This is a genomic window from Achromobacter sp. JD-1 (assembly GCF_038594925.1).
GTDB lineage: Bacteria > Pseudomonadota > Gammaproteobacteria > Burkholderiales > Burkholderiaceae_B > Achromobacter > Achromobacter spanius_C.
Genome location: NZ_JBCGCS010000016.1, coordinates 28,020 through 54,849 on the forward strand (window position 1 = coordinate 28,020; position 26,830 = coordinate 54,849).

The window sequence follows — 26,830 nt, forward strand, 5'->3', positions numbered from 1 at the left end:
AAACAATTTCCGCGCAAGGGTTAAAATTCCGCGTTTCCATCCCTTTCAGCCCCCGGGATCTACACCCGTCACGGCGACCATCATGCAAGCTACCTCCCTGAAGCGCGGCAACGCGCCCGGCGACGGCACCTCCGCCGCCGCCCCCGTCCTGGACATCCCCGCCGCTGACGCCGGCACCGGTTCCCCCCGCAAGCTGTACATCCGCACCTTCGGCTGCCAGATGAACGAGTACGACTCGGACAAGATGGCCGACGTACTGCGTGGCGACCAGGGCCTGGAACTGACCGACAACCCGGAAGAGGCCGACGTCATCCTGTTCAACACCTGTTCGGTGCGGGAAAAGGCGCAGGAAAAAGTGTTTTCGGACCTGGGCCGGGTGCAGCACCTGAAGAAGACCAATCCGAACCTGGTGATTGGCGTGGGCGGCTGCGTGGCCAGCCAGGAAGGCGCCGCCATCGTCAAGCGCGCGCCCTACGTCGACGTGGTGTTCGGGCCGCAGACCCTGCACCGCCTGCCCGACTTGATTGCGCGCCGCCGCGCCGAAGGCCGCTCGCAGGTGGACATCAGCTTTCCGGAAATCGAAAAGTTCGACAACATGCCGCCCCCGCGCGTTGATGGCGCCACGGCGTTCGTGTCCATCATGGAAGGCTGTAGCAAGTACTGCAGCTTCTGCGTCGTGCCGTACACGCGCGGCGAAGAAGTCTCGCGCCCGTTCGAGGACGTGCTGATCGAAGTGGCCGACCTGGCCGACCAGGGCGTGAAGGAAGTGACGCTGCTAGGCCAGAACGTGAACGCCTATCGCGGCAAGATGGAAGGCACGGACGAGATCGCCGACTTCGCCATGCTGCTGGAATACGTGCACGAAATCCCCGGCATCGAGCGCATCCGCTACACGACCTCGCACCCCAAGGAAATGACCCAGCGCATGGTGGACGCCTACGCCCGCCTGCCCAAGCTGGTGTCGTTTTTGCACCTGCCCGTGCAAGCCGGCAGTGACCGCGTGCTGGCCGGCATGAAGCGCGGCTACACCACGCTGGAATTCAAGTCGGTGGTGCGGCGCCTGCGCGCGGCCCGCCCCGACCTGACCTTGTCGTCGGACTTCATCGTGGGCTTTCCCGGCGAAACCGAAGAAGACTTCGAAAAGACCATGAAGCTGATCGAGGACGTCGGTTTCGACACCTCGTTCTCGTTCGTCTACTCGCGCCGGCCGGGCACGCCAGCCGCCGACCTGGCCGACGACACGCCGCAAGACGTGAAACTGCGCCGCCTGCAACGCCTGCAAGCGCTGATCAACGAACAGGCGGCCACCATTGCCCGCAACATGGTCGGCACCCGCCAGCGCCTGCTGGTCGAAGGCCCCTCGCGCCGCGATCCCAACGAACTGATGGGCCGCACCGAGAACAACCGCATCGTGAATTTCGCCGCGCCCGCGCGGCTCATCGGACAAATGGTCGACGTCATCATCACCGAAGCGCACACGAATTCGTTGCGCGCCCGAGTGGCCGATGTGGACCGCGTTCCCCAAGAGGCCGAATGACCACTCCCCGTTCCCGCGCTCGTCGCAGCATGCCCGCCGTCGTCAACCTGGACGGCGACAACACCCACCTGGCCAACCTGTGCGGCCCGCTGGACGAAAACTTGCGGCAGCTTGCCGACGGCATGGAAGTGAAGCTTTCGCGCCGCGGCAGCCGCGTCACCATCGAAGGCGAGCGGGCTGAACTGGCCGGCCGCGTGTTGCGGCGCTTTCACGAACAGGCCGTGCACCGCGCCCTGTCGGTGGACGACATCCAGCTGGGCCTGGTTGAAATCGGCGTCGGCCGCCAGGAAGACAAGCAGGAAGCCCAGGCCCCCGAAGCCGACCCGCTGCCTGCCCTGGACGACGAAAGCGACAGCATCGCGCTGCGCACCAAGCGCAGCGACCTGCGCCCGCGCACGCCACGCCAGCGCGACTACCTGAACAACATCCTGAAGCACGACATCACGTTCGGCGTCGGCCCGGCCGGTACCGGCAAGACCTGGCTGGCGGTGGCCTGCGCCATCGACGCCATGGAACGCGACACGGTGCAGCGGCTGGTGCTGACCCGCCCCGCGGTGGAAGCCGGCGAACGCCTGGGCTTCCTGCCGGGCGACCTGGCCCAGAAGGTAGACCCGTATCTGCGCCCGCTGTACGACGCGCTGTACGACCTGATGGGCTTCGAGAAGGTGCAGCGCCTGTTTGAAAAGCAAACCATCGAAATCGCGCCGCTGGCCTACATGCGCGGCCGCACGCTGAACCATGCCTTCGTCATCCTGGATGAAGCGCAGAACACCACGCCGGAACAAATGAAGATGTTCCTGACGCGGATCGGCTTCGGCAGCAAGGCCGTGATTACCGGCGACCCCTCGCAGGTAGACCTGCCGCGCGGTCAGGACAGCGGCCTGGCCCACGCGGTCAAGGTGCTGGAAAACGTGCAAGGCATTGCCACCACCCGCTTCACCAGCCGCGACGTCGTGCGCCACCCCTTGGTGGCCCGCATCGTCGACGCCTACGACCGCGCCTCTGAAAATGAAGCCTGATCTGTCTCTGTCCGTGCAATACGGGGTGGAAGAGCCGCGCCTGCCCCGCTGGCGTCTGCGCCGCTGGGCCGAGCGCGCGCTGGCGGCAGCCGCCGAAGATGGCCTGGTGGATTTCTCGGCCGCCGAGCTCAGCCTGCGCCTGGTCGGCGCGGCCGAGGGCCGTCGGCTGAATCGAGACTTCCGCGAACGCGACTACGCCACCAACGTGCTCACTTTTGAGTACGGGGTGGACCCCGTGGGCGTGGCGCGTGGCGATATCGTGATGTGCGTGCCCGTGTTGGTGCGCGAGGCCCGTGAACAGCGCAAGCCGCTGCTGGAACACGCCGCCCACCTGACCATCCACGGCGTGCTGCATGCGCTGGGCTACGACCACATCAAGGCGCGCGACGCCAAACGCATGGAAGCGCTGGAAACGGCCACGCTTGCGCGGATGGGCATCAACGACCCGTACATCGTCGCCGACTGAAGTCAGGCCGGGCCGGGATCGAGATCGGGATCGAGACTCGGGTCTACCCCTAGCCATGCACGGAAAATAGCGGCCAGCAAGGCGCAGATGCCGTTGTTTGGCCCCATTTTCATGGCCGTCGTAACAAAAGGCTCGTCAGTTTCGGTTATGCTGGCCCCTCCATAACTTGTCCTCCCGGACGATGTCTGACCCTTACCCTGCTCCTGAAGCGACCACTGCTCGCTCATCCAAACCCGCCACCAAATCCCTTCTAGACCGCCTGCTTTCCCTTGTGCGCCGAGAGCCCGAGGACCGAGACGGCATCAAGGCCATTCTGGAAGCCGCCCACGATCGCCACCTGCTGGACGCCGAGTCCTACAAGATGATCAAGGGTGCGCTGGCCGTGTCCGAAGGCACCGTCGGCGACATCATGGTTCCCCGCTCGCGCATGGATCTGCTGGACATCACGCAGCCCATCCCGTATCTGGTGGCCTCGGTGATCGAAACCGCGCATTCGCGGTTTCCGGTTTACGAGGGCGACCGCGACAACATCATCGGTATCCTGCTGGCCAAGGATCTTTTGCGCTGCATGCTGGAACCCGGCATCGAATTGCGCACGCTGGTCCGCCCGGCCGTGTTCATTCCCGAATCCAAGCGCCTGAACGTGCTGCTGCACGAATTCCGCGCCAGCCGTAACCACCAGGCCATCGTCATCGACGAGCACGGCGGTATTTCGGGCCTGGTCACGATGGAAGACGTGCTGGAACAGATCGTCGGTGAAATCGAAGACGAATTCGACGAAACCGAGGAAGACGAGATCTTCCCCGAAGGCGAAAATCAGTGGCGCGTCATGGCGGCCACCGATATCTCGCACTTCAACGAGGTCTTTGGCTGCCAGTTGCCGGACGACGAATACGACAGCGTCGGCGGTTGGATGGGTGGCCAGTTGGGCCGCATTCCGCGCCGTGGCGACGTCGCCGAATTCGACGGCCTGCGCCTGGAAGTGGCCCGGGGCGACGCCCGCCGCGCCATCTGGCTGCGCGTCAAGCGCAACGTTCCCGCCCAAACTTCCCGCCCCACCGACGACGCATGAGCCGTATTCCGCGCAGCACCCTTCTGCGCGGCGCCGCCGGCTTGATGCTGGCCGGCGCCGTGCACGCGCTGACCTTCGCGCCCGGCCCCTTGCCCGACTGGGCATTGGCGATTACGCAGATCCTGATGCTGGCCATCGCGGCGCGCGTCACGCTGACCGCGCCGTCGGCCAGGCAGGCCTGGCTGCGCGGCTGGCTGTTCGGCTTCACCACCTATGCGGTGGGCCTGTACTGGCTGTTCATCAGCATGCACCGCTACGGCGACCTGGCCGCGCCGCTGGCCGTGGCCGGTGTGCTGGCCTTGTCCGCCTTTCTGGCGCTGTTTCCGGCCACGGCCAGCGCGCTGACGCGACGCTACACGCCCCTGTCGGCCGACGCCACGCCGCTTGGCATCCTGGCGTCCACACTGGCCTGGGCCGCGATGTGGGCAGGCTTCGAATGGCTGCGCGCCGTGTTGCTGACGGGTTTCCCGTGGCTGAACATCGGCTATGCGCAGGTAGACAGCCCAATCGCCGGCTGGGCGCCGGTTCTGGGCGTACACGGCATGGCGTTCATTGCCGCGTTCGTGGCGGCCACCATCGCCAGCTTGTGGCAACCGTCGCGCAAGACGGCCCTGAATTCACGCCAGGCCTTGGCAGCCGGCATTGCGGTGGCCCTGGCCGCCGTCGGCTGGCCGCTGTCGCGCATGGACTGGTCAGCCCCCACCGGTGACCCGCTCAATGTGCGGCTGATTCAGGGCAACATCGAACAATCACAGAAATTTGATCCGGCCTTGCTGGAGCAAAGCCTGGTGCGCCATCTGGAAATGACGGCTTTGCCGCCCGCCCAGGGCGTGCCCGCGCCGCAACTGGTGATTCTGCCCGAAACGGTGCTTCCCATTTTCCAGGACCAACTGGATCCGCGCGCCTGGGAAGCCTGGCGCGGCGTGGCCGCACGCGGCAACATGACGATCGCCATGGGCGTGCCCTTGCATGACCGCGTGGACGGCCGTGACCGCTACACCAACAGCGTGATGGGCTTTGACGGCAACACGCCGGTCGAACAACTGGTGCGTGGCAACACCGCCATGCGCTACGACAAACGCCATCTGGTGCCTTGGGGCGAATACGTGCCGCCGGGATTCCGCTGGTTCGTCGACCTGTTGAACATGCCGCTGGGCGATTTTGATCGCGGCGCGGCACGCCAGACCCCGTTCGCGGTGGGCGGCCAGCACATCGCCTTCAACATCTGCTACGAAGACCTGTTCGGTCCCGACCTGCTGCCCGCGCTGCAGACGGGCGCCAATGGCGAACCCGGCGCCACCATTCTGGTCAACGTCAGCAACCTGGGCTGGTTCGGCAATTCGTGGGCCTTGCGCCAGCATTTGCAGATTGGCCGCTTGCGCACCATCGAAACCGCGCGGCCCATGCTGACGGCCACCAATACCGGCATCACCGCCGCGATCGATGCCAAGGGCCATGTGGCCGCACAGCTTGCGCCGTTGCAGCCGGGCGTGCTGCCGGTGTCGGTCCAGGGCATGACCGGGCTGACTCCCTACGCGCGCTTCGGCGACAAATTGGCCTTGGCGCTGATGGGGCTGGTGCTGATCGGCGCCATCGGCAGCCACCGCAAGGCGCGCCGGGGCTGAGCGGCCCCGGGCGTTGCCCTTATCAAGCGAACAGATTGGCCGGCAGCCTGCCGCTGTCTTCGGGCGGGCGCACGGGCCCCGCGCCCGCGCCGGTCAGTTCAATGGCTTCGGCCACGGCGTCCAGGTCCTCGCTATCCAATTCCAGTTCCGCCGCCCCCAGCAAACCATTGACCTGCGCGGCGCTGCGCGCGCCCACGATCGCCCCGCTAACGCCTGGCCAGGCCAGCGTCCACGCGGCGGCAACGGCGGCAACGGTAGTGCCGTGCCGTTCGGCGATGGGCTTCAGCGCGTCGGCCAGGGCCAGGTTCCGGTCCAGGTTGGGCGGCGCGAATTCCGCATTGCGGGCACGCCAGTCGTCAGCCGGCAGGGCGCGCGCGCGCTCGATGCTGAACGCGCCGCTCAACAGCCCGGACTGCAAGGGGCTGTAGACGATCACGCCGATGTCGTGCTCGGCGCACCAGGGAATCAGGTCAGCAGCGGCACCGCGCTGAATCGCCGAAAACGGGGGTTGCAGGGAATCCACGTGGCCCAGCGATTCAGCATTCTGCAACCGCGCCAGGTTGTGGTTCGACAGGCCGATCGCGCCGACCTTGCCCTCCTGTTTCAGGTCCAGCAGTTCTTGCCAATAGGTCTCGATGGGCGTGCCGTCGCCCGCCGGCCAGTGCATCTGATACAGGTCGATGCGTTCCACGCCCAGGCGACGCAGCGAACCCTCGATCTCACGCCGGATGCTGGCTGGCGCGCCGGTGCGTCGCGGCATCGCCTGGGGGTTGTCGGCCGACCAGGTCAGCCCGCACTTGGTGAACACGTAAGGCCTTTCCCCCGGGGTCATCTGCGCCAGCGCTTGCCGCACGATCTCTTCGGAATGACCCAGTCCATAGACGGCCGCCGTGTCGATCCAGTTGATGCCCCGGTCCACCGCCAGCCGGATGGCGGCGATGGAGTCAGCGTCGTCCTGCGGCCCCCACCCGACCGCCCAGCCGTTGCCGCCGATTGCCCATGCGCCCAGACCGATACGCGTGATGGCCATGCCGCTGCGGCCTAACGGCCGAGTGGGAAACGAAGTCTTGGTGCTCATGCGTGAATTCTCGATGTTGTCGCGCGGGGTCTTTTTTTACGCGAAAGCCACAGGATGCAGAAATTTTTTTGCCCTTCACGATAGCATCTGCACAAGCCCTTGATTTTCCTGGATTCTGCACAAATCGATGCCGCGTGTCTTGCGATGAATCGCTCACAAAATAAGCAAAAAAAGCCATCCAACCCTGATTTTTTTTGTCGTTTTAACGTTTTTGCCCCCGACCGACTTGCACACCCGATTTTGTTCGTGCATAATCTCGTTTCTTCGCCAACGGCACTAAACAAAACCGGCAACGAACGACGAAAAACGCACCATAAAACGTGTGTTTATCTCGTAAAACGTAGCAGGCATTGCTTAGAGAAACGGGGGTATAGCTCAGCTGGGAGAGCGCTTGCATGGCATGCAAGAGGTCAGCGGTTCGATCCCGCTTACCTCCACCAGTCAACAGCGAAGAAAGTAGTACCAGTATTGCAGTAACAGCAAGTCCAAGTCCCCTTCGTCTAGAGGCCTAGGACATCACCCTTTCACGGTGAGTACAGGGGTTCGAATCCCCTAGGGGACGCCAGTTTACTGGCAGCAGTACAGAAGTAGATAAGTGCAGTTGAAGTGACAAAGTAGTTGAGTAAGCCGCTGCGGAGCGGTAGTTCAGTTGGTTAGAATACCGGCCTGTCACGCCGGGGGTCGCGGGTTCGAGCCCCGTCCGCTCCGCCAAAAGCTCTCTCGCTCTGAGTCTTTCAAGAGCTCCGTCTTCGGGGCTTTTTGCATTTATAGAGTGTGAGACCTTGTTGTTTGCCGTTCGGAACCTCAAGGCGCCCTGTGGGGGTATAGCTCAGCTGGGAGAGCGCTTGCATGGCATGCAAGAGGTCAGCGGTTCGATCCCGCTTACCTCCACCACGATGCAGTACCGTAGTAAAGTTGTTTGCAGTTCTGTTAGTTCAGGTCCCCTTCGTCTAGAGGCCTAGGACATCACCCTTTCACGGTGAGTACAGGGGTTCGAATCCCCTAGGGGACGCCAGCTTACTGGCAGCAGTACAGAAGTAGATAAGTGCAGTTGAAGTGACAAAGAAGTTCAGTAAACCGCTGCGGAGCGGTAGTTCAGTTGGTTAGAATACCGGCCTGTCACGCCGGGGGTCGCGGGTTCGAGCCCCGTCCGCTCCGCCAAGCACTTCGTGCTTGCCAGCATTGCATCACCCTCGTAGTACAGCCATCGAAGCTCCGGAATCCGGAGCTTTTTGCTTTTCCGCGCCCGCCATCTTTCCCCTCCCCCTGGCGGCTTTACCCTTCGGTTTTACCCCCCCGCCAAGACTCGTCCGTTTTGCTCTCTGGACAGCATCGCCGCGCACCTGCATCCTGTGGGATCACGCCACGCGAACCGAAGAGGCCTACGTGACCGCAAACGCCGCCGCGCCCGACGCGCATCGCCAACACCTGCAAGCCATCATCGCGGGTTTGAATGAAGGCATCATCCTGCTCGAATCCGACGGCTCAATCGCCTGGGCCAATGCCAGCGCACTGGAATTACACGGCGTGGACACGCTTGACGCGCTGGGCGGCACGCCCGCCGGCTACCGCAAACGCTACACCCTCACCTTCCGCAACCATCACCGCGTCCCCCCGCGCCAATATCCGCTGGACCGTCTGGCGGCCGGCGAGAGCTTTGATGATCTGTTGCTGGACCTGAACCGCAAGGACGACGAAGATTTCCTGCGCAACGTGCTCGCGCGTGGACTCAAGCTGGAAGGCGACAAAGACGCCGACTACCGCGTACTGATCCTGCACGACCAAACCGAACAGATCAACGCCGAGCAGCGCTTCGAACGGACCTTTGGCGCAAACCCCGCGCCCGCGCTGATCTGCCGGCTATCCGACCTGCGCTATGTCAAGGTGAACCAGGGTTTTCTGGAGATGACGGGCTACACGCGCGAGGCCGTACTGGGCAAATCCGCCTACGAGCTCGACATCCTGGATGGCGGCGAAGACAAAGAACAGGCAGTGGCCAATCTGAACGAAGGCAAGACCATTGCGCAGCGCGAGGGCGTGATCAAACTGGCGAACGGCGAGACGAAGTTCGTCATGGTGGCCGGCCAGCCCATCGATATGCAGGACGAACCCTGCATGCTGTTCACCTTCATCGACCTGGAAGCGCGCAAGCGTACCGAAGCGGCGCTGCGCGAAAGCGAAGAGCGTTTCTCGAAGGCATTCAAGCTGGCGCCCGTGCCCATGGCCGTGTGCGAAGGCGATACGCTGGCCGTGCTGGACTTCAACGACGCCTTTACGGCGGTCACTGGCGCATCGCTCGAGACCAGCATCGGCGCGGCCCTGACCGACATCGGCCTGCAACCCTACGAGGGCATGGCCGCCAGCCTGAAACGCGGCGAAAGCGCACGCAACCGCGAGGCCACGCTGGCCACCCAGGACGGTGGCAGGCTGGACTGCCTGGTGTCCGCCGAGCCGGTGATGATCGGCGGACAGCGCCGGCTGCTGGTCGTGATGCAGGACATCACCGAGCGCAAGCGTTCCGAAATCGAATTGCTGGCCGCGATCGAAGCGGTCATGCAGGACACGTCGTGGTTCAGCCGCGGCATCATCGAAAAGCTGGCGCAACTGCGTCAGCCCGCGCCCGCGTCCCGCGACGTGGCGGAACTGGCGCAATTGACCACCCGCGAACGCGAAGTGCTGGGCCTGCTTTGCCAAGGTCACGATGACGACGCCATCGCCAAGGCCTTGAAGTTGTCGCGCAACACCGTGCGCAATCATGTCGCCACGATCTACAGCAAGATCGGCGTGCATCGGCGCAGCGCGGCCATCGTGTGGGCGCGTGACCGCGGCATCACAGGCCACGAGTCCGCCCGCGTGCGCGACAAGCCCGCCAAGGACTGAAGGCACGGGTCGAACCCACGGATTTTACAATTAGAATCAAAATATCCGGGGGTTCGACGTCGCCGAAGATGCGATCGCGTTACGCAAGCCTACCCACCAAAATCCAGCATCTACCGCAATAAATCCTGTAAATACCCCGCATTTTCCGCCTCCATTCACGCATTGCGTAAACCCTGCGCAGGTTCTTACGATCCGCCGATCCGTCCTTGCCAGCTTCGGCAAGCGGCGCGATTTCCGTAAGACCGACAGGAGCCCGCCTTGCAGACCGCCACCATTCCCGTCCCGCTGACGGCCAAGCACTTGCCCGCCCCGGCCTGGCGCACCGCCGACATCCTGGCGCTGTACGCGCTGCCGTTCATGGACCTGCTGCACCGCGCGCAGCAGGTGCACCGCGCCCACTTCGACCCCAACGCCGTCCAGTTGTCCAGCCTCTTGTCGATCAAGACGGGCGGCTGTCCCGAAGACTGTGCCTATTGCCCGCAGTCCTCGCATTACGACACCGGACTGGACGCCGACAAGCTGATGCCGCTGGACGACGTGGTGGCCGCCGCCCGCGCTGCCCAGGCAGGCGGTGCGCAGCGCTTTTGCATGGGCGCGGCCTGGCGCAGCCCCAAGCCCCATCACCTGGAGGCCGTGGCGCAGATGGTCAGCGCGGTCAAGGCGCTGGGCCTGGAAACCTGCGTCACGCTGGGCATGCTGCAAGACGGCCAGGCCGAGCAACTGAAAGACGCCGGGCTGGACTACTACAACCACAACCTGGACACGTCGCCGGAGTTCTACGGCAAGATCATTTCCACCCGCACCTACCAGGACCGGCTGGATACGCTGGACCGCGTGCGCGAGGCCGGCATCAACGTGTGTTGCGGCGGCATTGTGGGCTTGGGGGAATCGCGGCAGCAGCGCGCGGGCTTGATCGCCCAACTGGCCAACATGACGCCCTACCCCGAGTCGGTGCCGATCAACAATCTGGTGCACGTCGAAGGCACGCCGCTGGCCGACGTCGAGGCGCTGGACCCCTTTGAATTCGTGCGCACCATTGCCGTGGCCCGCATCACCATGCCGCGCGCCGCGGTGCGCCTGTCCGCGGGCCGCGAAGCCATGGACGACGCGCTGCAGGCCTTGTGCTTCATGGCGGGCGCCAACTCGATGTTCTACGGCGACGCGCTGCTGACCACCGCCAATCCGCAAATGCAGGCCGACCAACGCCTGCTGCAACGCCTGGGCATGCACGTCGAAGCAGGCGAGCACCCCGCGCCCGCCGAGCCGCAGCAGCAGAACACGACATGCCGTTGACGCCGGGCATTCTGTATCTGCTGGCCAGCGTGACGTGCAGCGTCACCGTGGCCGTGCTGCTGAAGCTGGCGCGCCGCTATGACGTGGACGTGCGCCAGGCCATCACCATGAACTACGCCGTAGCCGCCCTGCTCTGCTGGGCAGTCTTGAAACCCGACCCCGCCGCGCTGCTGACGCCGCACACACCTTGGGCCGTGCTGGCCGCCCTGGGCGTGTTGCTGCCCAGCGTTTTCCTGGCGATGGCGGCAGCGGTGCGCCACGCCGGCATCGTGCGCAGCGACGCGGCGCAGCGCCTGTCGTTGTTCATTCCTTTGCTGGCGGCATTCCTGCTGTTTGGCGAACCGATCAGCGGGCGCAAGCTGGCGGCGATTCTGCTGGCGTTCGCCGCATTGGCTTGTCTGCTGCGCCGTCCCGCCGCCGACGCCAACACCGGAACGGCACCAGGCCGAGGCATTTGGCTTTGGCCGCTCGCGGTCTGGGCGGGCTATGGGGTGATCGACATCCTGTTCAAGCAGGTGGCGCGCGCCGGCACCGCGTTTGCCGCGGGGCTGCTGCTGGCGTTCGTGTTGGCGGGAGGGCTGATGCTGGCCTATCTGCTGGCGCGTCGAGTGCGCTGGGAACGCCGCCACCTGTTGGCAGGCGTGGCGCTGGGCGTGTTCAACTTCGGCAACATCCTGACCTATATCCGCGCGCACCAATCGTTGCCCGAGCACCCGGCGCTGGTCTTCGCGTCGATGAACATGGGTGTCATCACCCTGGGCACGCTGGTGGGGGCCTTGGCGTTTCGCGAGCCCTTGACGCGGGTCAACGGCTTGGGCATCGCGCTGGCGCTGGCCGCCATCGTACTGATGGCGCCTTGGTAGCCCACGCAGGCCGGGTCTTAGGTGCCGGTGCGGCGCGCGCGTTCGGCAGCGTCGTCCGCGTCTCGGGCGGGCTCCGCTGACCCGGTTGCCCCGGTGGATTCGGTTGACGAGGCAGCGGAGCCGGACTCTGCCGTATCGGACGCGGAGCTATCGGCTGCCGCAGCGTCGGCTGCCGCAGCATCGGCTGCCGCAGCATCGGCTGCCGCAACATCGGCTGCCGGCGCTGCCGCGGCATCCGCCGGCCATTCTTGGGTGAGCGGCGGAGCCACGGGCGACGGCTCCGAGGGTTTTGACGCGTCTGATGCGTCTGATGCATCCAATGCGTCCGACGCGTCCGATGGCTCCGCCGAATCCGTCGATTCCGACCCAGCCGCAGGCGCGGATACCGTTGCCGCCGCCGGATCAGGCTGCACCATTTCCATCGCAATATCGTTTTCCGGGTCCACGCGCGGATCCAGCACGGCCGCGGCCGGCGAGCTTTGCAAGGTATCGGGCATGGGCACGAAATGCGTCGGAGCCTCGTCGACCTGATGCGCGCCGGTGACGCGCGTCGGGCGCACCTGCCACACCAGAATCAGTGCGCAAGCCGAGATGAACACGTAATACATGCTATGGCCGAAAAGCGACATCAGCAGGCCCGCCACCATGGGGCCAATACAGGCGCCCACGCCGTAGGTCATGAGCAACACGGCCGACAAGCTGACCCGGCGCTCGGACTCCACGTGGTCGTTGGCGAATGCCGCGCCCAGCGGGTACAGCGTGAATTGCAGGATGCCGAAGACGCAGGACAAGGCCACCAACGCCCAATATGGCAAGGTCAGCCAGCCCCACATGACCGTAGGCAGCAGCACCAGCAACAACGCATTGAAGCGGATCAGGCCGGCGCGGTTGATGCGGTCGGACAGCCAGCCCATGGGCCATTGCGACAACAAGCCGGCCGTGACGGCGGCAGCCACGAAGATGGCGGCTTGCGAGGTCGTCAACCCATGCTTGGCGCCATAGACGGCGGCCAGGCCATAAAAAGCCCCGGACAGGTTGCCCGCCACGAACAGCACCGTCATCGACAGCGGCACGCGGCGCATGAAGAAGCGAATGTCCAGCGGCGCGGGCAGTGGTGTGGGCGGGTGCGAACGGGCGGTGACGGCAATAGGCACCAGACACAGCACCAGGCACATGGCCACCAGCGTCAGCGGCCGCAGGTCCAGGGTGGCGTAGGCGGTCAGCGCCAACTGCCCCAGCACCGTGCCCAGGCCGGACACCACCATGTAGACCGAGAACACCCGGCCGCGCTGATGGTTTTCAGTTTGTTCGTTGAGCCAGCTTTCGATGACCATGAATTCGGTCACCATCACCACGCCGGAGATCAGGCGGAACACCAGCCACAGCGGCATGGAATCGACCAGCGTCTGGGCCAGGATCATGCTGGTGGCGATAGCCGCGCACGCGACGAACGCGCGGATGTGGCCCACGCGGATGATGAGCTTGTGCCCCAGGCGGGCGCCGCACACCAGGCCCAGGTAGTAGCCGGCGATCAAGGCGCCGATCCACACTTCGCTGACAGACTGCGCAGTCAGCCGAAGGCCCATGTAGGTGTTGAACAGACCCGTGCCGATCAGCATCAGCAAGGTCGCGAAGTACAAGGACGAGAATGAGGAGAGGGTGGCGAGCATGGCGTTGGCAACCGCTGCTGGCATTAGCGCGGCAGGCTGCAAAGGCAGCCTGCCGTGTTGAGCGGTAAAACAGGGAACTACGTTAGGTCAGATTTGCGACAGCAGCGTGGCGGCATCGCTGACTTCGAACTTGCCAGGGCCTTCCACGTTCAACTGCTTGACCACGCCGTCGACGATCAGGGCCGAATAGCGTTGCGAACGCACGCCCATGCCGCGCGCGATCAGGTCCAGTTCCAGACCGAGTTCCTTGGTCCACAGCGCCGAGCCGTCGGCCAGCATGCGCACCTTGCCTTCGGTCTTTTGCTCGCGGCCCCAGGCGCCCATGACGAAAGCGTCGTTGACGGCCACGCACCAGATTTCATCCACGCCCTTGGCCTTCAAGGCGGCGGCTTGTTCCACATAGCCCGGCAGATGCTTGGCCGAGCAGGTGGGGGTGAAGGCGCCCGGCAAGGCGAACAGCGCAATGGTCTTGCCGCGGGTCAGGTCGGAAACCTGGAACGCGTTGGGGCCCAGCGAGCAGCCTTCGGTTTCGGTTTCGATGAATTCGGTCAGGGTGCCTTCCGGCACGCGGTCGCCGACGTTGATCGTCATGGGGTATCTCCAGGGAAAAGTGGGGCAATGCATTGAGGCGGGATCGCCTCACACCCGACATCATAGTGCGTGCGCGCCCTGCCCGCTGCGCCAGACCGGCGCGAAAAAATCACGCACAGTCTGAAACGACTCCATACCCCCGCCACACGGCCTGGAAACGGCTGCTTGCCATAATGCAGGCGTGACCCACGCCCGCCCGGGTTGAAAGCCGCCCGCGGGCATCTATCGGAGACTCACCGATGCACAAGATCTTGACTGGCCTGGCCTGGGTCCTGGCCACCGCCACCGCGCCGGCCTTGGCCGCGCCGGATGCAAGCGAACAGACCCTGTACGATTCCTTCGTGATTGCGGCCGGAGCGTCCAACGGCGCCGCGCGCGCCTGCGGCGCCTCGGACCCCGACCTGGCCCAACATAAGGCGACAGCCCAGAAGAACCTGACGCGGTACGCCAAGGAATATGGCTTTTCGTTGGCGTCCTATGACGCCCTGTTCCAACAAGGCCAGGGCGAGGGCAAGACGATGATGGACGACATGAAGCGTTCGGGCGTGGACGGATGCCAGGGCGTGCTGGGCAGTTTCCAGCACGAGCGCGCCATCAGCTATGAGGGCATGAAAAAGGCCTTGGCTGAAGTCAGCGACGGCCTGCCTGGGGAAAAAGCCAAGTAGATTGCGCGGTAAAGACGCCGTCTACGTCGCCAGCCCGTTCTGCTTGAACCAATCCAGCATGCGGGTCCAGGCTTGCTCGGCCTCGGGCTTGCGGTACGACGGCCGGTAATCCGCATGGAAGGCATGCGGCGCCTCGGGGTACACATCGATCCGTGACGCCTTCGCCGCCGCCGAGCCTTTCGCCAGTTCGGCCCGCATGCGGTCAACGTCCGTCAGCGGAATGCCCGCATCCTTGCCGCCATACGCGCCCAGCACCGGGGCTTTCAGCTCGTTCACCAGGCTCAAGGCCGACTTGGGCTTGAGGTCGGTGGGTTCGCCGGCCAGTTGGCCATAGAACGCCGCGCCCGCTTTCAGCTTGGGGTTGTGGGCCGCGTACAGCCAGACCTGGCGGCCACCCCAGCAAAAGCCCACGATACCCAGCTTGTCGGGGTTGCCGCCGTTGGCCGCCGCCCACGTCGCGGTGGCGTCCAGATCGCTCTGCACCTGAAGGTCGGGCACTTTGCTGACAACCTCGGCCAGCAGCTTCGGGATTTCGGTGTATTTGGAGGGGTCGCCCTGGCGCGCGTAGAGTTCCGGCGCAATGGCCAGGTAGCCCAGGTGCGCCAGGCGGCGGCACACGTCCTGGATGTATTCATGCACGCCAAAAATCTCGGACACGACCAGCACGGTGGGCAGGTTCTTCTTGCCTTCCGGCGCCGCGCGATAGGCCGGCATCTTGCCGTCCTTGGTGGGAATGTCCACCTTGCCGGCCGTCAGCCCCTTCGTGTCGGTGGCGATGGCGGTCTGGGCCACGGCTGGCCCTGCCGCCAGGGAAAAGCCCGCCGCGACCGTCGTGGCGATGAAACCCCGGCGGTCCAGCCGCAAGGGCGGCAACAGGCTGTCGAAGTGCGCGTCCTGATCTTTCATCGAGAATCTCCTGGCAAAAAGCCGGGTCCAAGACGCGGCACGTGGCGCGTCGTCGGCCCAGCGGGTTCACTTCAGGGAGAAGTCCACGCGCGAGGGTTGCCCCTCATCCTCGATACCGTCCGCGTCCAACTGCGGCGCAACGATGAAAACACGCTCCGCGAGGCCTTCCTGGGCTTGCAACTTCTCATAAACCGCTTGCGCGCGGGCATCGGCCAGTTGGCGCAATTGCTCGTCGCCCACCGGCGCCACGCCGCGCAACATGGATTCCATCTGCTCGGCCGGCACGGACTTCGACATGCCGATGAAATTGCGCGGCTTGTCCTTGATGTCCGTGTCGTCGTAGACGGCTTCGAGGTATTTGGCGCGTTCGGCGGCAGACACCTGCCCCCCGGCCGGATTCGGTTTCTTGCCGCGCGGGGCCGTGTCGGCGGCCTTGGCGGCGCGGATCCGAGCATCAACCCAGGCTTGGCGCAGGCCTTCCAAGTCGGTCTTGGGGTCGGCGCGGCCGCTGATGTCCATCTTCAGCGCGGGGCGCTCGGTCAAAGCCTTGGTCAGCGTGTCGATGCGCTGGATGGAATCTTCTGTCAGCACCGCGCTGCCCGGCGCGAACTCCACATAAGACAGTTCTTCGCCGCCACCGAAGGCCGAGGCCAACAGGCTGAACGGCGACGTGACCGCCTTGACCACCAGGTTCAGCAATACGCGCACCACGATGCCACCCACGGAAAACTCCGGATCGTCCAGCGAGCCGGACACGGGCAGGTTGATGTCGATATTGCCGCGCGAGTCCTTCAGCAGCGCCACCGCCAACAGCACCGGCAGCTTGGTCGCGTCGGGGCTGTTGGTCTTGTCGCCAAAGGTCAGTTGGTTCAGCACCACATGGTTGGACGCCTGTAACGCACGGTTCTTGATCTTGTATTCGAGGTCCACCGACAGCTTGCCGCGCTTGATCGGGTAGCCCACGTACTTGGCCGAATAGGTGTTGAAGCGCGGCAGGTCCACGCCCTTGGCCGACGCCTTCAGGTCCAGCGTCAAGTACTTGGCGAAGGGTTGCACGATGCCGCTGATGGACAGCGGCGCGGTGGTGTAGACACGCCCCGTGACCTTCACCTTGGCGGGCTGCGGGTTGGTGGACGACACCGCCGAGATCGCGCCTTCGATGGCGGACAGTTCCGCCACGTAGTTCGGCTTGACGAAGCGGTCGGTGAACGTCATGCGGCCGCGAGACAGCGTGACGCTGTTGACCGAGATGTCGGGCATGGCGGCGCCTGCCCCCGCTTTGTCGGAAGCCTGCGCGGCAGGCGCTTGCCGGCCCGGTGTCTGCGTGTCCTGCGTGATGGAGCCGCCCGCCTGCCCCGGCGCGGCCACCAGGTCCATGACGTTCAGCCGGCCCTGCGCATTCAGCAGGATGCGGCCATAGAAGTCTTCCAGCGCGATGTCGCCCAGCTTGGCGGCGACCTTGTCGCCCGCCACGGACACATCCATGCCGGCAAACGCCAGGCGCTTCCAGTTGAGGAAGTCGTCGTTGTTGACGCGGTCTTGCAGGTCAACGCCGGTTATATCGACGCCGCCCTTCCAGTTGACCCGCATGGGCGTATTGCCCGTTGCGGCGGCAAAGGCCACGTCGCCCTTGGCCGCCAGCGTAATGGCGCGCACGGTGGCGTTCAGACTGCCGGCGGCATAGGGCGCGAACGGCGCCACATTCAGGTCGGACAGGTCCACGGAAGACGACAGCGTCAGCGGCTGCGGGGCGAACGTGCCCTTCATGTTCAGCGCGCCATTGCCCTGGATGCCCGCGGCCGCCAGGGTGAAATTGCTTTGCCCGGGGCCCATGGCCAGGCGATCCGCCGTCATGCGCAGCGATTGCAAAGCGATGTCCAGCGCCGGCTTCTGGGCCTCGTCGCGCGCCTTGAATTGGGTCAGGTCGGCCTGGACGGACGTAGCCGACGCGTCGATGGCGCCGTCTTTTTCGCGGACATGAATCTGCGCCGACGCGCCCAGCCGGCCATCCAGCAGCAAGATGGGCGCGGCGTTGCGCACGGCCGGGGCCAGGGGCGCCAGGGCGATGTTGCCCATGCGCACGGCCAGTTCCAGCGACAGCGGTTTCAGTTCCAGCGGACCCTTGGCGCGGATCCAGCCGCCGTCGGTGCTGTTGTCCACGTTCAGCCACAGGTTGACGGGCTGGTCCTTGACCTCGGGAATGGTCACGCCCTCAACGATGGCGCTCACGCCGGTCACCATGTAATCCAGCTTGCTGATCGCGTCGGTCAGCGTGAGCTCGCCTTCGTGCAGGTTGAAGGCGTCCAGCGTGACCGTCCAGTCCGACGAGGCGGGGCTGGGGGCTGGCGCCGGGGCAGTAGCGTCTACGGTGGCGCCCGCTGGAGCGACACCTGGGGCAACACCCGGAGCAGCACCCGGGGCAGCACCCGGAGCAGCATCCGGGCCGGACGGCGGCGTGCCGGGCGGGGCATCAGGAACGGGGTCCACGGCGGCATCAGGGGCAGGCGTTGCGGCGGCGTCCGGCTTCGGCTTTTCCTTCAAGCCCATATCCCGCCGCAGCTTGTCGGCCACCGGCGTCTCGGTGGGTGCAACCCCCGCCAGCGCCTTCAGCTTGACGACCACGTCCTGCCAGTTCAGGTGTTCATTGGCGTAGCGCCGCACATGGACCTGCGGCGCCCACAGCCCGATTTCACCCACATAGGCCTGGCGCGCGATGGGTTCCAGTTCCAGGCGGGTGACGGTCAGCGCGCTCCAGGCGGCCAGCGGGTCGCCATTGGTGTCACGCAGGTCGAACCGGCGCAACCCCACATCACCCACCACGCGAATCTTGGGCGCGGCGTCCTTGGGCTGTTCGAACACCACTTGCAGGTTGGAATCCAGCAGCGCGCTTTCCAGTTTGAACGGCAGCGGCATCGGCCAGACGTCCGCCCACTTTTCAAGCTGCAGGCCGTTGAAGGCCACGCGCAGCGTGGACGATGGCACCGTGTCGAACGGGCGCGCCACGCCATTCAGATCGAAGGGGCTACCGTTGATGCGCAGGTGCAGCCGGGGCTGCACGTCGATGTCGGTGGCGTAGCCGAAATTGGAAATGAACGGCACGCCCAGGCCCAGTTCATCCACCACCTGCTTGCGCCCGGTGACCTTGTCATCCAAGGTGATGGAGCCGCCTTCGATGACCATGTTGTTCAGCGAAAAACGCGGCAGGCCGGCGTCGGGCTCGGGCGGTTCTTCAGGCTGGGCCGCCGCCATGTCCGCGACGCGTTGCTGGATGTCAGAAAAATTGAAGCGCGTGACGTCTTCACGCACGATGGCGATGCTGGGCTCGCGCAGCGTCAAGCGGTCGACGACGGGCGCGAACCAGAACAGGGAGCTCCAGGCGGCGCTGGCATCCAGTTCTGCCAATGTCAGCAGCGGGGTCTGCGAGCCGGGTTGGGCCACGGCAAGGTCGTGGGCGCGAACGGTCAGCGTGAAGGGGTTGAAGCTGATCTTGCCCACGGAAACATCGCGGCCGATCATCTTGGCGACGTCGGTGGTCAACACGTTGTGCAAGACCTTGGGCACTTGCCAGGCAGCGATACCGCAGACGATCAGCGCGAACGCCACAATGCCCAGTAGGATTTTGCCGGCGCGCCGGGTGAACCGTAACTTGGGGCGCCGCAAGGGCATCGCGTGTCTCCTGATGCGAGTTGATGGCGATTATCGCGCCCTGGTTAGCGCTCGTCTATCATAGGCGGAACCTGCGGCCCGCCCGGCCTGGCGGCACCGCACTTTTCAAACATTAACAATTCTCGATCCCGATTCCCCATGCCTTCTTCCCCTCCTTCCCTGAGCCACCTTGACGAAGCCGGCCAGGTGCGCATGGTCGATGTCATCGCCAAATCGGACACCGAGCGCGTGGCCATCGCCGTGGCCAGCGTGCGCATGAACGCCGTGGCCTACGGCCTGTTGACGCAACCGGGCCAAGGCAAGGGCGAAGTGCTCAACACGGCGCGCGTGGCCGCCGTGCTGGCCGCCAAGCGCTGCGCGGAGCTGATCCCGCTTTGCCACAGCCTGCCGCTGGCGTTCGTGGGCGTGGACTTCGCGCTGGACGACGCCGCGCATCGCATCGACATCCAGGCCACCTGCCGCACCAGCTACAAGACGGGCGTGGAAATGGAGGCCATGATGGCGTGCAGCGTGGCCGCGCTGACCATCTACGACATGTGCAAGGCTGCCGACAAAGGCATCGTGGTTGAACAAGTACGCCTTAAGTACAAGGCCGGAGGAAAAAGCGGTGAATGGCGCAACGATTAATCTGCTGTACTTCGCCCGCGTGGCCGAACTGGTCGGCAAGCGCAGTGAAGACTGGCCGCTGGATGGCGAATCCACCGGCGCCCAACTGCTGGCCGCGCTGGGCGAACGGTATCCCCAACTGGCCCCGGCAGCGCGCTTGAAACTGGCCATCAACCAAACCCATTCCAAGCCGACGGCGCCGATCCGCCCGGGCGACGAAGTCGCTGTGTTCGAACCCGTCACCGGAGGTTGAACGCCATGATCAGCGTCCAGGAAGCCGATTTTGACGCCGCCGCCCTGACGGCCGCGTTGCGCGAGAACGCCGGGTCCGGCGTGGGAGGCATCGTCACCTTCGTGGGCTATGTGCGCGACTACGCGCCCGATGCGCCCACCGACACGCTGTACCTCGAACACTATCCCGGCATGTGCGAGCGCGAACTTGAAGCCATTGCCGAGACCGCCCGCCAGCGCTGGAAGCTGGACGGCACGGTCATCGTGCACCGCGTGGGCGCGCTCTCGCGCAACGCGCAGATCGTGTTCGTGGCGGCCGCCAGCGCGCACCGGGGCGACGCCTTCCGCGGCTGCGAATACATCATCGACGCGCTGAAGACGCGTGCCCCCTTCTGGAAGCGCGAAACGCTGGCAGGCGGCCGTAGCTTCTGGGTAGAACAACGCCAGGCCGACCAGGACCGCACCGACGCCTGGGATGAAGACACCGCCCCTACCAAGGAACGTCCATGAGCGAAGAAATTCCCGTCTCGCTGGCCTGTGCCGTGCTGACGGTCAGCGACACCCGCAGCGCGGGCGACGACACCTCCGGCAACCTGCTGGCCCACAGCCTGGCGCATGCGGGCCACGAGTGCGTACGCCGCGACATCGTCCGCGACGACATCTACCAGATCCGCCGCATCATCAGCGACTGGATCGCCGACCCCGAAGTGCAGGTCATCCTGACCACCGGCGGCACGGGCTTTTCGCATCGCGACCATACGCCTGAAGCCATCCTGCCCCTGCTCGACCGCGAAATACCCGGCTTTGGCGAACTGTTCCGCCAGATCTCCTACACCGAGATCGGCAGCTCCACGATCCAGTCGCGCGCGTTCGCGGGCTCGGCCAACCAGACGCTGATCTTCTGCCTGCCCGGTTCGAACAACGCCTGCGAAACGGCCTGGGCGCAGATCCTGCGCGAACAGCTCGACAGCAGGCACCGCCCGTGCAATTTCGCCTCGCATTTCAAGCCCCGGAAAGAAGACCACTGACCCATGCTGGATTTCGATCACGCCCAAACCCTATTGGCCAACGCCGCAACGCCGCTGCAACGCCGCGAAGAGATTGAACTGAACGAAGTCGCCGGCCGCGTGCTGGCGACCGATCTGCAAGCCACGGTAGACATTCCACCGGCCGACAACAGCGCCATGGACGGCTACGCGCTGCGCGTGGCCGACTGGCGCGCGGGCGCCCGCCTGCCCATCCAGCAACGCTGCTACGCGGGCGACGTGCCCGAACCGCTGAAGCCTGGGCACGCCATCCGCCTGTTTACCGGCAGCCTGATTCCCGATGGCGCGGACACCGTCGTCATGCAGGAAGACGCCGTCGAAGCCGACAACCAGGTAGAGATCACACGCGCACCCGCCCCCGGCCAGCACATCCGCCGCCGCGGCGAAGACACGATGGCCGGCGCGCCCTTGCTGGCGGCAGGCGCCGTGCTGCAAGCCGCGCACGTGGCGCTGCTGGCCTCGCAGGGGCTGGCCACCGTACCGGTGATGGGCCGGCTGCGCGTGGGCATCCTGACCACCGGCGACGAACTGGTGCCGCCCGGCACGCCGCGCGCGCCCGAGCAGATCTACAACTCCAACGGCCCCATGCTTGCCGCCCTGACGCGCGGGCTGGGCGCCGTGCCCGTGCATGTGCTGCACGCGCGCGACACCGAAGAAGAACTGCTGGCCGCGTTCAAGACCCTGCTGGCCGATTGCGATCTGGTGTTGAGCGTGGGCGGGGTGTCGGTGGGCGAACGCGACCTGGTCAAGCCCGCCCTGGCCACCTTGGGCGGCGAGCTATCGCTGTGGAAGGTCCGCATGAAACCCGGCAAGCCGGTGGCGCTGGCCCAGATCGGCGGCAAGCCCGTGGTCAGCCTGCCAGGTAATCCGGTGTCGGCCTATGCGGTCTTCGCCATGCTGGTGTCGCCGCTGGTGCGGCGCATGCAAGGCCGCGAAGAAATCTTCCCGCCCGTCAACCTGTTGCCGCTGCGCACCGAGCATCCGCGCCAGGACGGACGCGAGGAGTTCCTGCGCGTGCAGCGCCGCGTGGCCAAGGACGGCACCGCCGAGCTCGTGCCCTATGGCCATCAAGGCTCGGGGGTGATCAGTTCCGTACCCTGGGCAACGGGGCTGGCGCGCTTGCCGGCCGACGTGCTGGTCAATGACGGCGACCGCGTGCCTTATTACGACATGCGGCACTGGCTGGTGTAGCGTTCAGCCACGGCCAGTTCTTCGGGCGTGTTCACGTTCATGAAGGCGTCTGGCACGTCGTCAAAACACGCCGCCACGCCACCCACGCGGGCCTGCCACACGCCCACCTTGCGGTCGCCCGCCTGCAAATAAGCACGCAGGTCGGGCAAGAGCGACGGGCGCAACGCCATGCAGGCGGCATGGCGTTGGCCGCCGGCCATCGCGTAGGCCAGTGGGGCCTGGGCGGAAACCGCCTCGGCGATCAGCCGCGTTGCAAGGTCATGGGGAAGAAAAGGCGTGTCGCACGGCACGGCAACTACCCAGTCGTCGTCGGCGTGTGATGCCGCGACAAGCCCCGCCGCCAGCCCCACCAGCGGCCCTTGAAAGTCGCCCAGCGCGGGCGCGCCGTCCGCCACCACCGTTCCGTATTGCGCGTAACGCTCGGCATGCCGGTTGGCGCTGATGATCAGCCTGCCCACCTGCGGCGCCAGCCGGCGCGCCACATGCGCCACCATGGGTTCGCCGTTCAGCAAGACCAACCCCTTGTCCTGATGGCCCATGCGTGCGCCCTGCCCGCCCGCCAGGATCAGCCCGACGATGCGCGCCGTGGGTAACGGCAAAGACTGGTCAGCCACCGATGTAGCTCATTTCGACCTTGCGGCCGGAAGTGGGTGTGGTGTCCGCCATGTTGCGGCCACGCAGTTCGGAATAATTGTCGTGGCGGCCGCCCCAGATGCCTGCCACGATGGCGGCCAGTTCCGCGTCGCTTGCGCCGTCGCGCAAGGGCGCGCGCAGATCAAAGCCTTCGTGCGCGAACAGGCACAGATACAGCTTGCCCTCGGGCGACAGGCGCGCGCGCGTACAGCCGCCGCAGAAGGCCTGCGTGACGCTGGAAATGACGCCGATTTCGCCGCCGCCATCCGCATAGCGCCAGCGTTCGGCCACGCGGCCCATGTCGTTGGATTGCACGGGTTCCAGCGGATACACCGCGCCGATGCGGTCCAGCACTTCCTGGCTGGGCACCACTTCCGTCAGGTTCCAACCGTTGGTGCTGCCCACGTCCATGTATTCGATGAAGCGCAGGATGTGGCCGCTGTGGCGAAAGCGTTCGGCCATGGGCAGGATCTGGCCGTCGTTCAGGCCGCGCCGCACCACCATGTTGACCTTCACCGGCGCCAGGCCAGCCTCGGCCGCGGCGTCGATGCCGCGCAGCACGTCATCGGGCGTGAAGCCGCTGTCGCTCATGTCCTGAAACATGGAGGCATCCAGCGCATCCAGGCTGACGGTTACGCGCGTCAATCCCGCCGCTTTCAGATCGGCGGCCTTGCGCGCCAGCACGCTGCCATTGGTCGTCAGGGTCAGGTCCAGCGGAAGGCCCGCCGGCGTGCGCAATGCAGCCAGTTGGCCCACCAGGTTTTCCAGGTGCTTGCGCAGCAGCGGCTCGCCGCCTGTCAGGCGGATTTTCTCCACACCCAGCTGCGTGAAAATGCCGGCCAGGCGGCTGATTTCCTCGAAGGACAGCAGCGCCGAATGCGGCATGAAGGTATAGCTGGCGTCGAATACTTCGCGCGGCATGCAGTAGGTGCAGCGGAAGTTGCAGCGGTCGGTGACGGAGATGCGCAGATCGCGCAGCGGACGCGCGCGCTGGTCCAGCGCGGGCTGGCCGTCTGGCGGCAGCTCGCCAGGCGCGGGCCAGATTGCGCGATCGGTGCGCTGGCTGACCCGTTCATCGGCAAGGAATATCACTTTGCTCATGGGGCGATCATATATCGGCGGCCAGGGTCCGGGCGGCCCCGCCTACGCGAAAGCCTCTTCCAGGGTTTGTAAACGGCCGGTGTCCTGGGCGTCGTAGCCCACCAGTTGCCCTACGTAGCCCACGTAGTCGGCGCTGCGCATGATGGACAGCAGGTCTTGCATGGCGGGCGTCTCCAGCGACGACTTGCGGATGGCGAAGAAGTAGCGTTCGCGCACCAGTGGAATGAAGTCCAGCCCGAACCGGCAGGCTGCCGTCTCTACCCCTACGCCCGTGTCCGCCATGCCGCTGGCAATGTGCGCGGCAATCGCCATGTGCGTGAATTCATTGGTTTCGTAGCCCTGGACCTCGCCAATGGACACCCCGGCGCGTTGCAGCATCAGCCCCACCAGGTAGCGGGTGCTGGACCCGATCTGGCGGTTCACGAAGCGCACGTCCTGGCGCGCCAAGTCAGCCATGCCACGGATCTGCTTCGGGTTGCCGGCGGTGACGAACAGGCCGGTATTGCGCACGGCCAGATGAATCAGCAGGTAGTCGTCGGCGTGCAGCCACTGCGCGTAGCGCTCCATGATGGGCGATTCGAAATCGCCCAGCGGCACCTGAAACCCGGCCAGATCGCATTCATGGCGTTCCAAGGACGCCAACGCCTCGATCGCGGTGCGATAACGCAATTCCAGCCCCGGCTTGCGGTCGCCCATGTGCTGCATCAGCGATTCCACCGCGAAGCCGTGGCTGGCGTGCAGCCGCAAGTGCGGACCGCTTTCAGGCAGCAGCCGTTCCAGCTCTTCCTGTAATTCCGACGCCATGCTGTCCAGCGTGGGCATCAAGCGCGCCTCGATGCGGCGGTTGGCCCACAGCAGGCGCTGCGCGAAGGGCGACAGTTGCGTGCCCTGGCGCCGATTCGTGATCAGCAACTGCGTGCCGAAGGTGGTTTCGAAGCGGCGCAGCACGCCCCAGGCATGCCGGTACGACAGCCCGCAGGCCCGACACGCGCCCGAGATATTGCCGGTGGCGTCAATCGCGGCCAGCAGCGCAAGCATGTCTTGCAAGGGCACGGGCGCCGTGTCGTCACCCCCGCCCAAGGTCCATTGGGGCCGCAGACCGATTCGGAACTTATATGTCATTTCTTTCTTATTGAAGACAGTCAAGTACGTGGTTAGAGTACACAAATAACGCGGCAGCCGGGCTTTTATTATGTTTTTAAAAACATATTAAATGCCCTCAGAGCCTGATCCGCACCACAGACCCCTGAACGGGGCCCGCAACATTGGAGGAGACCACCGTGCAACAGCGCGAGGCAAAATCCGACCTGGCATCCAGCGGCGGCGCCCGCGGCGGCCCACTGGCGCTGGACGCCGCCCAGGCGTCCGCCACCCCCGCCACCGCCACCACCGCGCGCATTCTTGCGCGGCTGAAAGACCTGCCCGGCCCCCTGCTGCCGGTACTGCACGAGGTGCAGCACGAATTGGGCTGTATTCCGGCCGAGGCGGTGCAAACCATCGCCGAGGCCCTGAACCTGTCCCGCGCTGAAGTGCACGGCGTCATCACCTTCTACCCGCACTTTCGCAGCCAGCCGGCCGCGCGCCATACGCTGGAAGTCTGCCGCGCCGAAGCCTGTCAGGCCATGGGCGGCGAACCGCTGGCGGCGCATGCCCGCGCCCACCTGGGCTGCGACTTCCATGCCAGTTCGGCGGACGGCAATTTCACGCTGGAACCCGTTTACTGCCTGGGGCTGTGCGCCCAGTCGCCCGCCGTCATGATCGACGGCCAGCCGCATGCTCGTGTTACCCCCGCCAAGCTGGACCGCTTGTTGGCGCGCACCTTGGATCGCGCTTTGGACCGCACGCCGGACCGCACGCCGGAGGTCGCGCCATGAGCGCCCCCGTCGTCATCTACGTGCCGCGCGACGCCGCGGCGCTGGCCATGGACGCCGATGCCGTGGCCCATGAAATTGAGCGCATCGCTGATGAACGCGGTGTGGCCGTGCAAGTGGTGCGCAACGGCTCGCGCGGGCTCTTGTGGCTAGAGCCGCTGGTGGAAGTGGCCACGCACGATGGCCGCGTGGCCTACGGCCCCGTGGCGCCGGAAGACGTGGCCGGTTTGTTCGACGCCGCTTGGCTGAAGGACATCTCCACCCACCCCCTGTGCCTGGGCCTGACCGAAGACATCCCCTACCTGAAACACCAGGAACGCCTGACCTTCGCCCGCGTCGGCGTGATCGACCCCTTGTCCTTGCAGGACTACGCCGCGCACGGCGGCCTGGCGGGCTTGAAGCGGGCATTGGCGATGGAGCCGGCCGGCATCATTGACGAAGTGGTCACCTCGGGCTTGCGCGGACGCGGCGGCGCGGCGTTCCCGACCGGCATCAAATGGAAAACGGTAGCGGGCACGCCCAGCGACCAGAAGTACATCGTGTGCAACGCCGACGAAGGCGACTCCGGCACCTTCGCCGACCGCCTGCTGATGGAAGGCGACCCCTACGTGCTGATCGAAGGCATGACCATCGCCGGGCTGGCCGTGGGCGCAAGCTATGGCTACATCTACGTGCGTTCCGAATACCCGCACGCCATCGCCACGCTGGAGGCCGCCATCACCCGCGCGCGCAGCGTGGGCTGGCTGGGCGCGGACGTGCACGGCAGCGGACGCCGCTTCGACCTGGAAGTGCGCAAGGGCGCGGGCGCCTACATCTGCGG

General features: G+C 65.5%; 23 protein-coding genes, 6 tRNA genes and 1 pseudogene. 22 read left to right on the top strand and 8 right to left on the bottom strand.

Annotation, left to right across the window (positions count from 1 at the left end):
• Positions 1–82: 82 nt before the first annotated feature.
• The 5 genes from miaB to lnt all read left to right on the top strand — a co-directional run bounded on the left by miaB (position 83) and on the right by lnt (position 5,719).
• The gene (miaB, locus tag WBR68_RS22060; RefSeq protein WP_050448252.1) at positions 83–1,537 is read left to right on the top strand and encodes a tRNA (N6-isopentenyl adenosine(37)-C2)-methylthiotransferase MiaB; all 1,455 of its coding nucleotides are present in this window, start codon (positions 83–85) and stop codon (positions 1,535–1,537) included.
• A complete protein-coding gene (locus WBR68_RS22065; RefSeq protein WP_127185522.1) occupies positions 1,534–2,556 on the top strand; it encodes a PhoH family protein in 1,023 nt (340 codons plus the stop codon). The genes miaB and WBR68_RS22065 overlap by 4 nt, the downstream gene beginning before the upstream one ends.
• Entirely contained in the window at positions 2,546–3,022 is a 477-nt protein-coding gene (ybeY, locus tag WBR68_RS22070; protein WP_230695264.1) for an rRNA maturation RNase YbeY, read from the top strand. Before WBR68_RS22065 ends, ybeY begins: the two co-directional genes overlap by 11 nt.
• Positions 3,023–3,203: 181 nt before the next feature.
• Positions 3,204–4,094, top strand: a complete 891-nt coding sequence (locus tag WBR68_RS22075; protein ID WP_050448249.1) for an HlyC/CorC family transporter — start codon at positions 3,204–3,206, stop codon at positions 4,092–4,094.
• Positions 4,091–5,719 carry an apolipoprotein N-acyltransferase gene (lnt, locus tag WBR68_RS22080; RefSeq protein WP_127185523.1) on the top strand — a complete coding sequence of 543 codons (1,629 nt, stop codon included), beginning with the start codon at positions 4,091–4,093 and terminating at the stop codon, positions 5,717–5,719. Before WBR68_RS22075 ends, lnt begins: the two co-directional genes overlap by 4 nt.
• A 22-nt stretch (positions 5,720–5,741) precedes the next feature.
• On the opposite strand, the gene WBR68_RS22085 is transcribed toward lnt, so the two are convergent.
• Positions 5,742–6,797 (bottom strand): aldo/keto reductase, encoded by a 1,056-nt coding sequence (locus tag WBR68_RS22085; protein ID WP_230695265.1) that lies wholly within the window; start codon positions 6,795–6,797, stop codon positions 5,742–5,744.
• Between the two features lie 364 nt (positions 6,798–7,161).
• Here WBR68_RS22085 and WBR68_RS22090 point away from each other — a divergent pair.
• From WBR68_RS22090 to WBR68_RS22130, 9 genes are all read left to right on the top strand, one after another.
• A tRNA-Ala gene (locus WBR68_RS22090) sits at positions 7,162–7,237 on the top strand.
• Between the two features lie 49 nt (positions 7,238–7,286).
• A tRNA-Glu gene (locus WBR68_RS22095) sits at positions 7,287–7,362 on the top strand.
• A 69-nt stretch (positions 7,363–7,431) separates the two neighbouring features.
• Positions 7,432–7,508 (top strand) — tRNA-Asp (locus tag WBR68_RS22100).
• Between the two features lie 107 nt (positions 7,509–7,615).
• Positions 7,616–7,691: transfer RNA gene (locus WBR68_RS22105), tRNA-Ala, on the top strand.
• A 45-nt stretch (positions 7,692–7,736) separates the two neighbouring features.
• A tRNA-Glu gene (locus WBR68_RS22110) sits at positions 7,737–7,812 on the top strand.
• A gap of 69 nt (positions 7,813–7,881) precedes the next feature.
• Positions 7,882–7,958 (top strand) — tRNA-Asp (locus WBR68_RS22115).
• A gap of 225 nt (positions 7,959–8,183) precedes the next feature.
• Positions 8,184–9,677: a helix-turn-helix transcriptional regulator gene (locus WBR68_RS22120; RefSeq protein ID WP_127185525.1), complete on the top strand. Its 1,494-nt coding sequence runs from the start codon at positions 8,184–8,186 to the stop codon at positions 9,675–9,677.
• Positions 9,678–9,935: 258 nt separating this feature from the next.
• The gene (bioB, locus tag WBR68_RS22125) at positions 9,936–10,970 is read left to right on the top strand and encodes a biotin synthase BioB (protein ID WP_230695266.1); all 1,035 of its coding nucleotides are present in this window, start codon (positions 9,936–9,938) and stop codon (positions 10,968–10,970) included.
• Positions 10,967–11,833 (top strand): DMT family transporter, encoded by an 867-nt coding sequence (locus tag WBR68_RS22130; RefSeq protein WP_230695313.1) that lies wholly within the window; start codon positions 10,967–10,969, stop codon positions 11,831–11,833. Before bioB ends, WBR68_RS22130 begins: the two co-directional genes overlap by 4 nt.
• A gap of 17 nt (positions 11,834–11,850) precedes the next feature.
• On the opposite strand, the gene WBR68_RS22135 is transcribed toward WBR68_RS22130, so the two are convergent.
• Together WBR68_RS22135 and WBR68_RS22140 are read right to left on the bottom strand one after the other, a co-directional pair.
• On the bottom strand, positions 11,851–13,503 hold the full coding sequence (locus WBR68_RS22135; RefSeq protein WP_230695267.1) for an MFS transporter: 1,653 nt from the start codon (positions 13,501–13,503) through the stop codon (positions 11,851–11,853).
• Between the two features lie 87 nt (positions 13,504–13,590).
• Positions 13,591–14,094 (bottom strand): peroxiredoxin, encoded by a 504-nt coding sequence (locus WBR68_RS22140; RefSeq protein WP_050448243.1) that lies wholly within the window; start codon positions 14,092–14,094, stop codon positions 13,591–13,593.
• A gap of 239 nt (positions 14,095–14,333) precedes the next feature.
• On the opposite strand from WBR68_RS22140, the gene WBR68_RS22145 reads away from it, so the two are divergent.
• Entirely contained in the window at positions 14,334–14,759 is a 426-nt protein-coding gene (locus tag WBR68_RS22145) for a hypothetical protein (RefSeq protein WP_127185529.1), read from the top strand.
• 21 nt (positions 14,760–14,780) lie between these two features.
• Here the strand turns inward: WBR68_RS22145 and WBR68_RS22150 are convergent, their stop codons facing one another.
• Both WBR68_RS22150 and WBR68_RS22155 read right to left on the bottom strand, forming a co-directional pair.
• Positions 14,781–15,665 (bottom strand): dienelactone hydrolase family protein, encoded by an 885-nt coding sequence (locus WBR68_RS22150; protein ID WP_050448241.1) that lies wholly within the window; start codon positions 15,663–15,665, stop codon positions 14,781–14,783.
• Between the two features lie 66 nt (positions 15,666–15,731).
• Positions 15,732–19,331 (bottom strand): DUF748 domain-containing protein, encoded by a 3,600-nt coding sequence (locus tag WBR68_RS22155; RefSeq protein ID WP_230695268.1) that lies wholly within the window; start codon positions 19,329–19,331, stop codon positions 15,732–15,734.
• A 138-nt stretch (positions 19,332–19,469) separates the two neighbouring features.
• Here WBR68_RS22155 and moaC point away from each other — a divergent pair, with 138 nt between their 5' ends.
• From moaC to WBR68_RS22180, 5 genes are read left to right on the top strand one after another with little or no spacing between them, the layout of a single operon-like run.
• Positions 19,470–19,958 (top strand): cyclic pyranopterin monophosphate synthase MoaC, encoded by a 489-nt coding sequence (moaC, locus tag WBR68_RS22160; RefSeq protein WP_050448239.1) that lies wholly within the window; start codon positions 19,470–19,472, stop codon positions 19,956–19,958.
• Positions 19,939–20,190, top strand: coding sequence for a MoaD/ThiS family protein (locus WBR68_RS22165; RefSeq protein ID WP_050448238.1), 252 nt, complete (start codon positions 19,939–19,941; stop codon positions 20,188–20,190). Before moaC ends, WBR68_RS22165 begins: the two co-directional genes overlap by 20 nt.
• Before the next feature lie 5 nt (positions 20,191–20,195).
• Positions 20,196–20,678, top strand: coding sequence for a molybdenum cofactor biosynthesis protein MoaE (locus WBR68_RS22170; protein WP_050448237.1), 483 nt, complete (start codon positions 20,196–20,198; stop codon positions 20,676–20,678).
• Complete coding sequence (gene moaB, locus WBR68_RS22175; protein ID WP_050448236.1) at positions 20,675–21,196, top strand: molybdenum cofactor biosynthesis protein B; 522 nt, start codon at positions 20,675–20,677, stop codon at positions 21,194–21,196. Before WBR68_RS22170 ends, moaB begins: the two co-directional genes overlap by 4 nt.
• Positions 21,197–21,199: 3 nt before the next feature.
• Positions 21,200–22,405 (top strand): molybdopterin molybdotransferase MoeA, encoded by a 1,206-nt coding sequence (locus WBR68_RS22180; RefSeq protein WP_050448235.1) that lies wholly within the window; start codon positions 21,200–21,202, stop codon positions 22,403–22,405.
• Here WBR68_RS22180 and mobA read toward each other — a convergent pair.
• The 3 genes from mobA to WBR68_RS22195 are packed head-to-tail and all read right to left on the bottom strand — an operon-like array spanning position 22,378 to position 25,261.
• Entirely contained in the window at positions 22,378–23,019 is a 642-nt protein-coding gene (gene mobA, locus WBR68_RS22185) for a molybdenum cofactor guanylyltransferase MobA (RefSeq protein WP_342490513.1), read from the bottom strand. The two genes, WBR68_RS22180 and mobA, sit on opposite strands and share 28 nt — an antisense overlap.
• Positions 23,012–24,139, bottom strand: a complete 1,128-nt coding sequence (gene moaA, locus WBR68_RS22190; protein ID WP_230695269.1) for a GTP 3',8-cyclase MoaA — start codon at positions 24,137–24,139, stop codon at positions 23,012–23,014. Before moaA ends, mobA begins: the two co-directional genes overlap by 8 nt.
• Positions 24,140–24,181: 42 nt before the next feature.
• Positions 24,182–25,261, bottom strand: a complete 1,080-nt coding sequence (locus WBR68_RS22195; protein ID WP_230695270.1) for a helix-turn-helix transcriptional regulator — start codon at positions 25,259–25,261, stop codon at positions 24,182–24,184.
• Between the two features lie 158 nt (positions 25,262–25,419).
• Here WBR68_RS22195 and WBR68_RS22200 point away from each other — a divergent pair, with 158 nt between their 5' ends.
• Positions 25,420–26,013 carry a formate dehydrogenase subunit gamma gene (locus tag WBR68_RS22200; protein WP_230695271.1) on the top strand — a complete coding sequence of 198 codons (594 nt, stop codon included), beginning with the start codon at positions 25,420–25,422 and terminating at the stop codon, positions 26,011–26,013.
• A pseudogene (locus tag WBR68_RS22205) lies at positions 26,010–26,830 on the top strand (formate dehydrogenase); the annotation flags it as partial. The gene WBR68_RS22200 and the pseudogene WBR68_RS22205, both read left to right, overlap by 4 nt.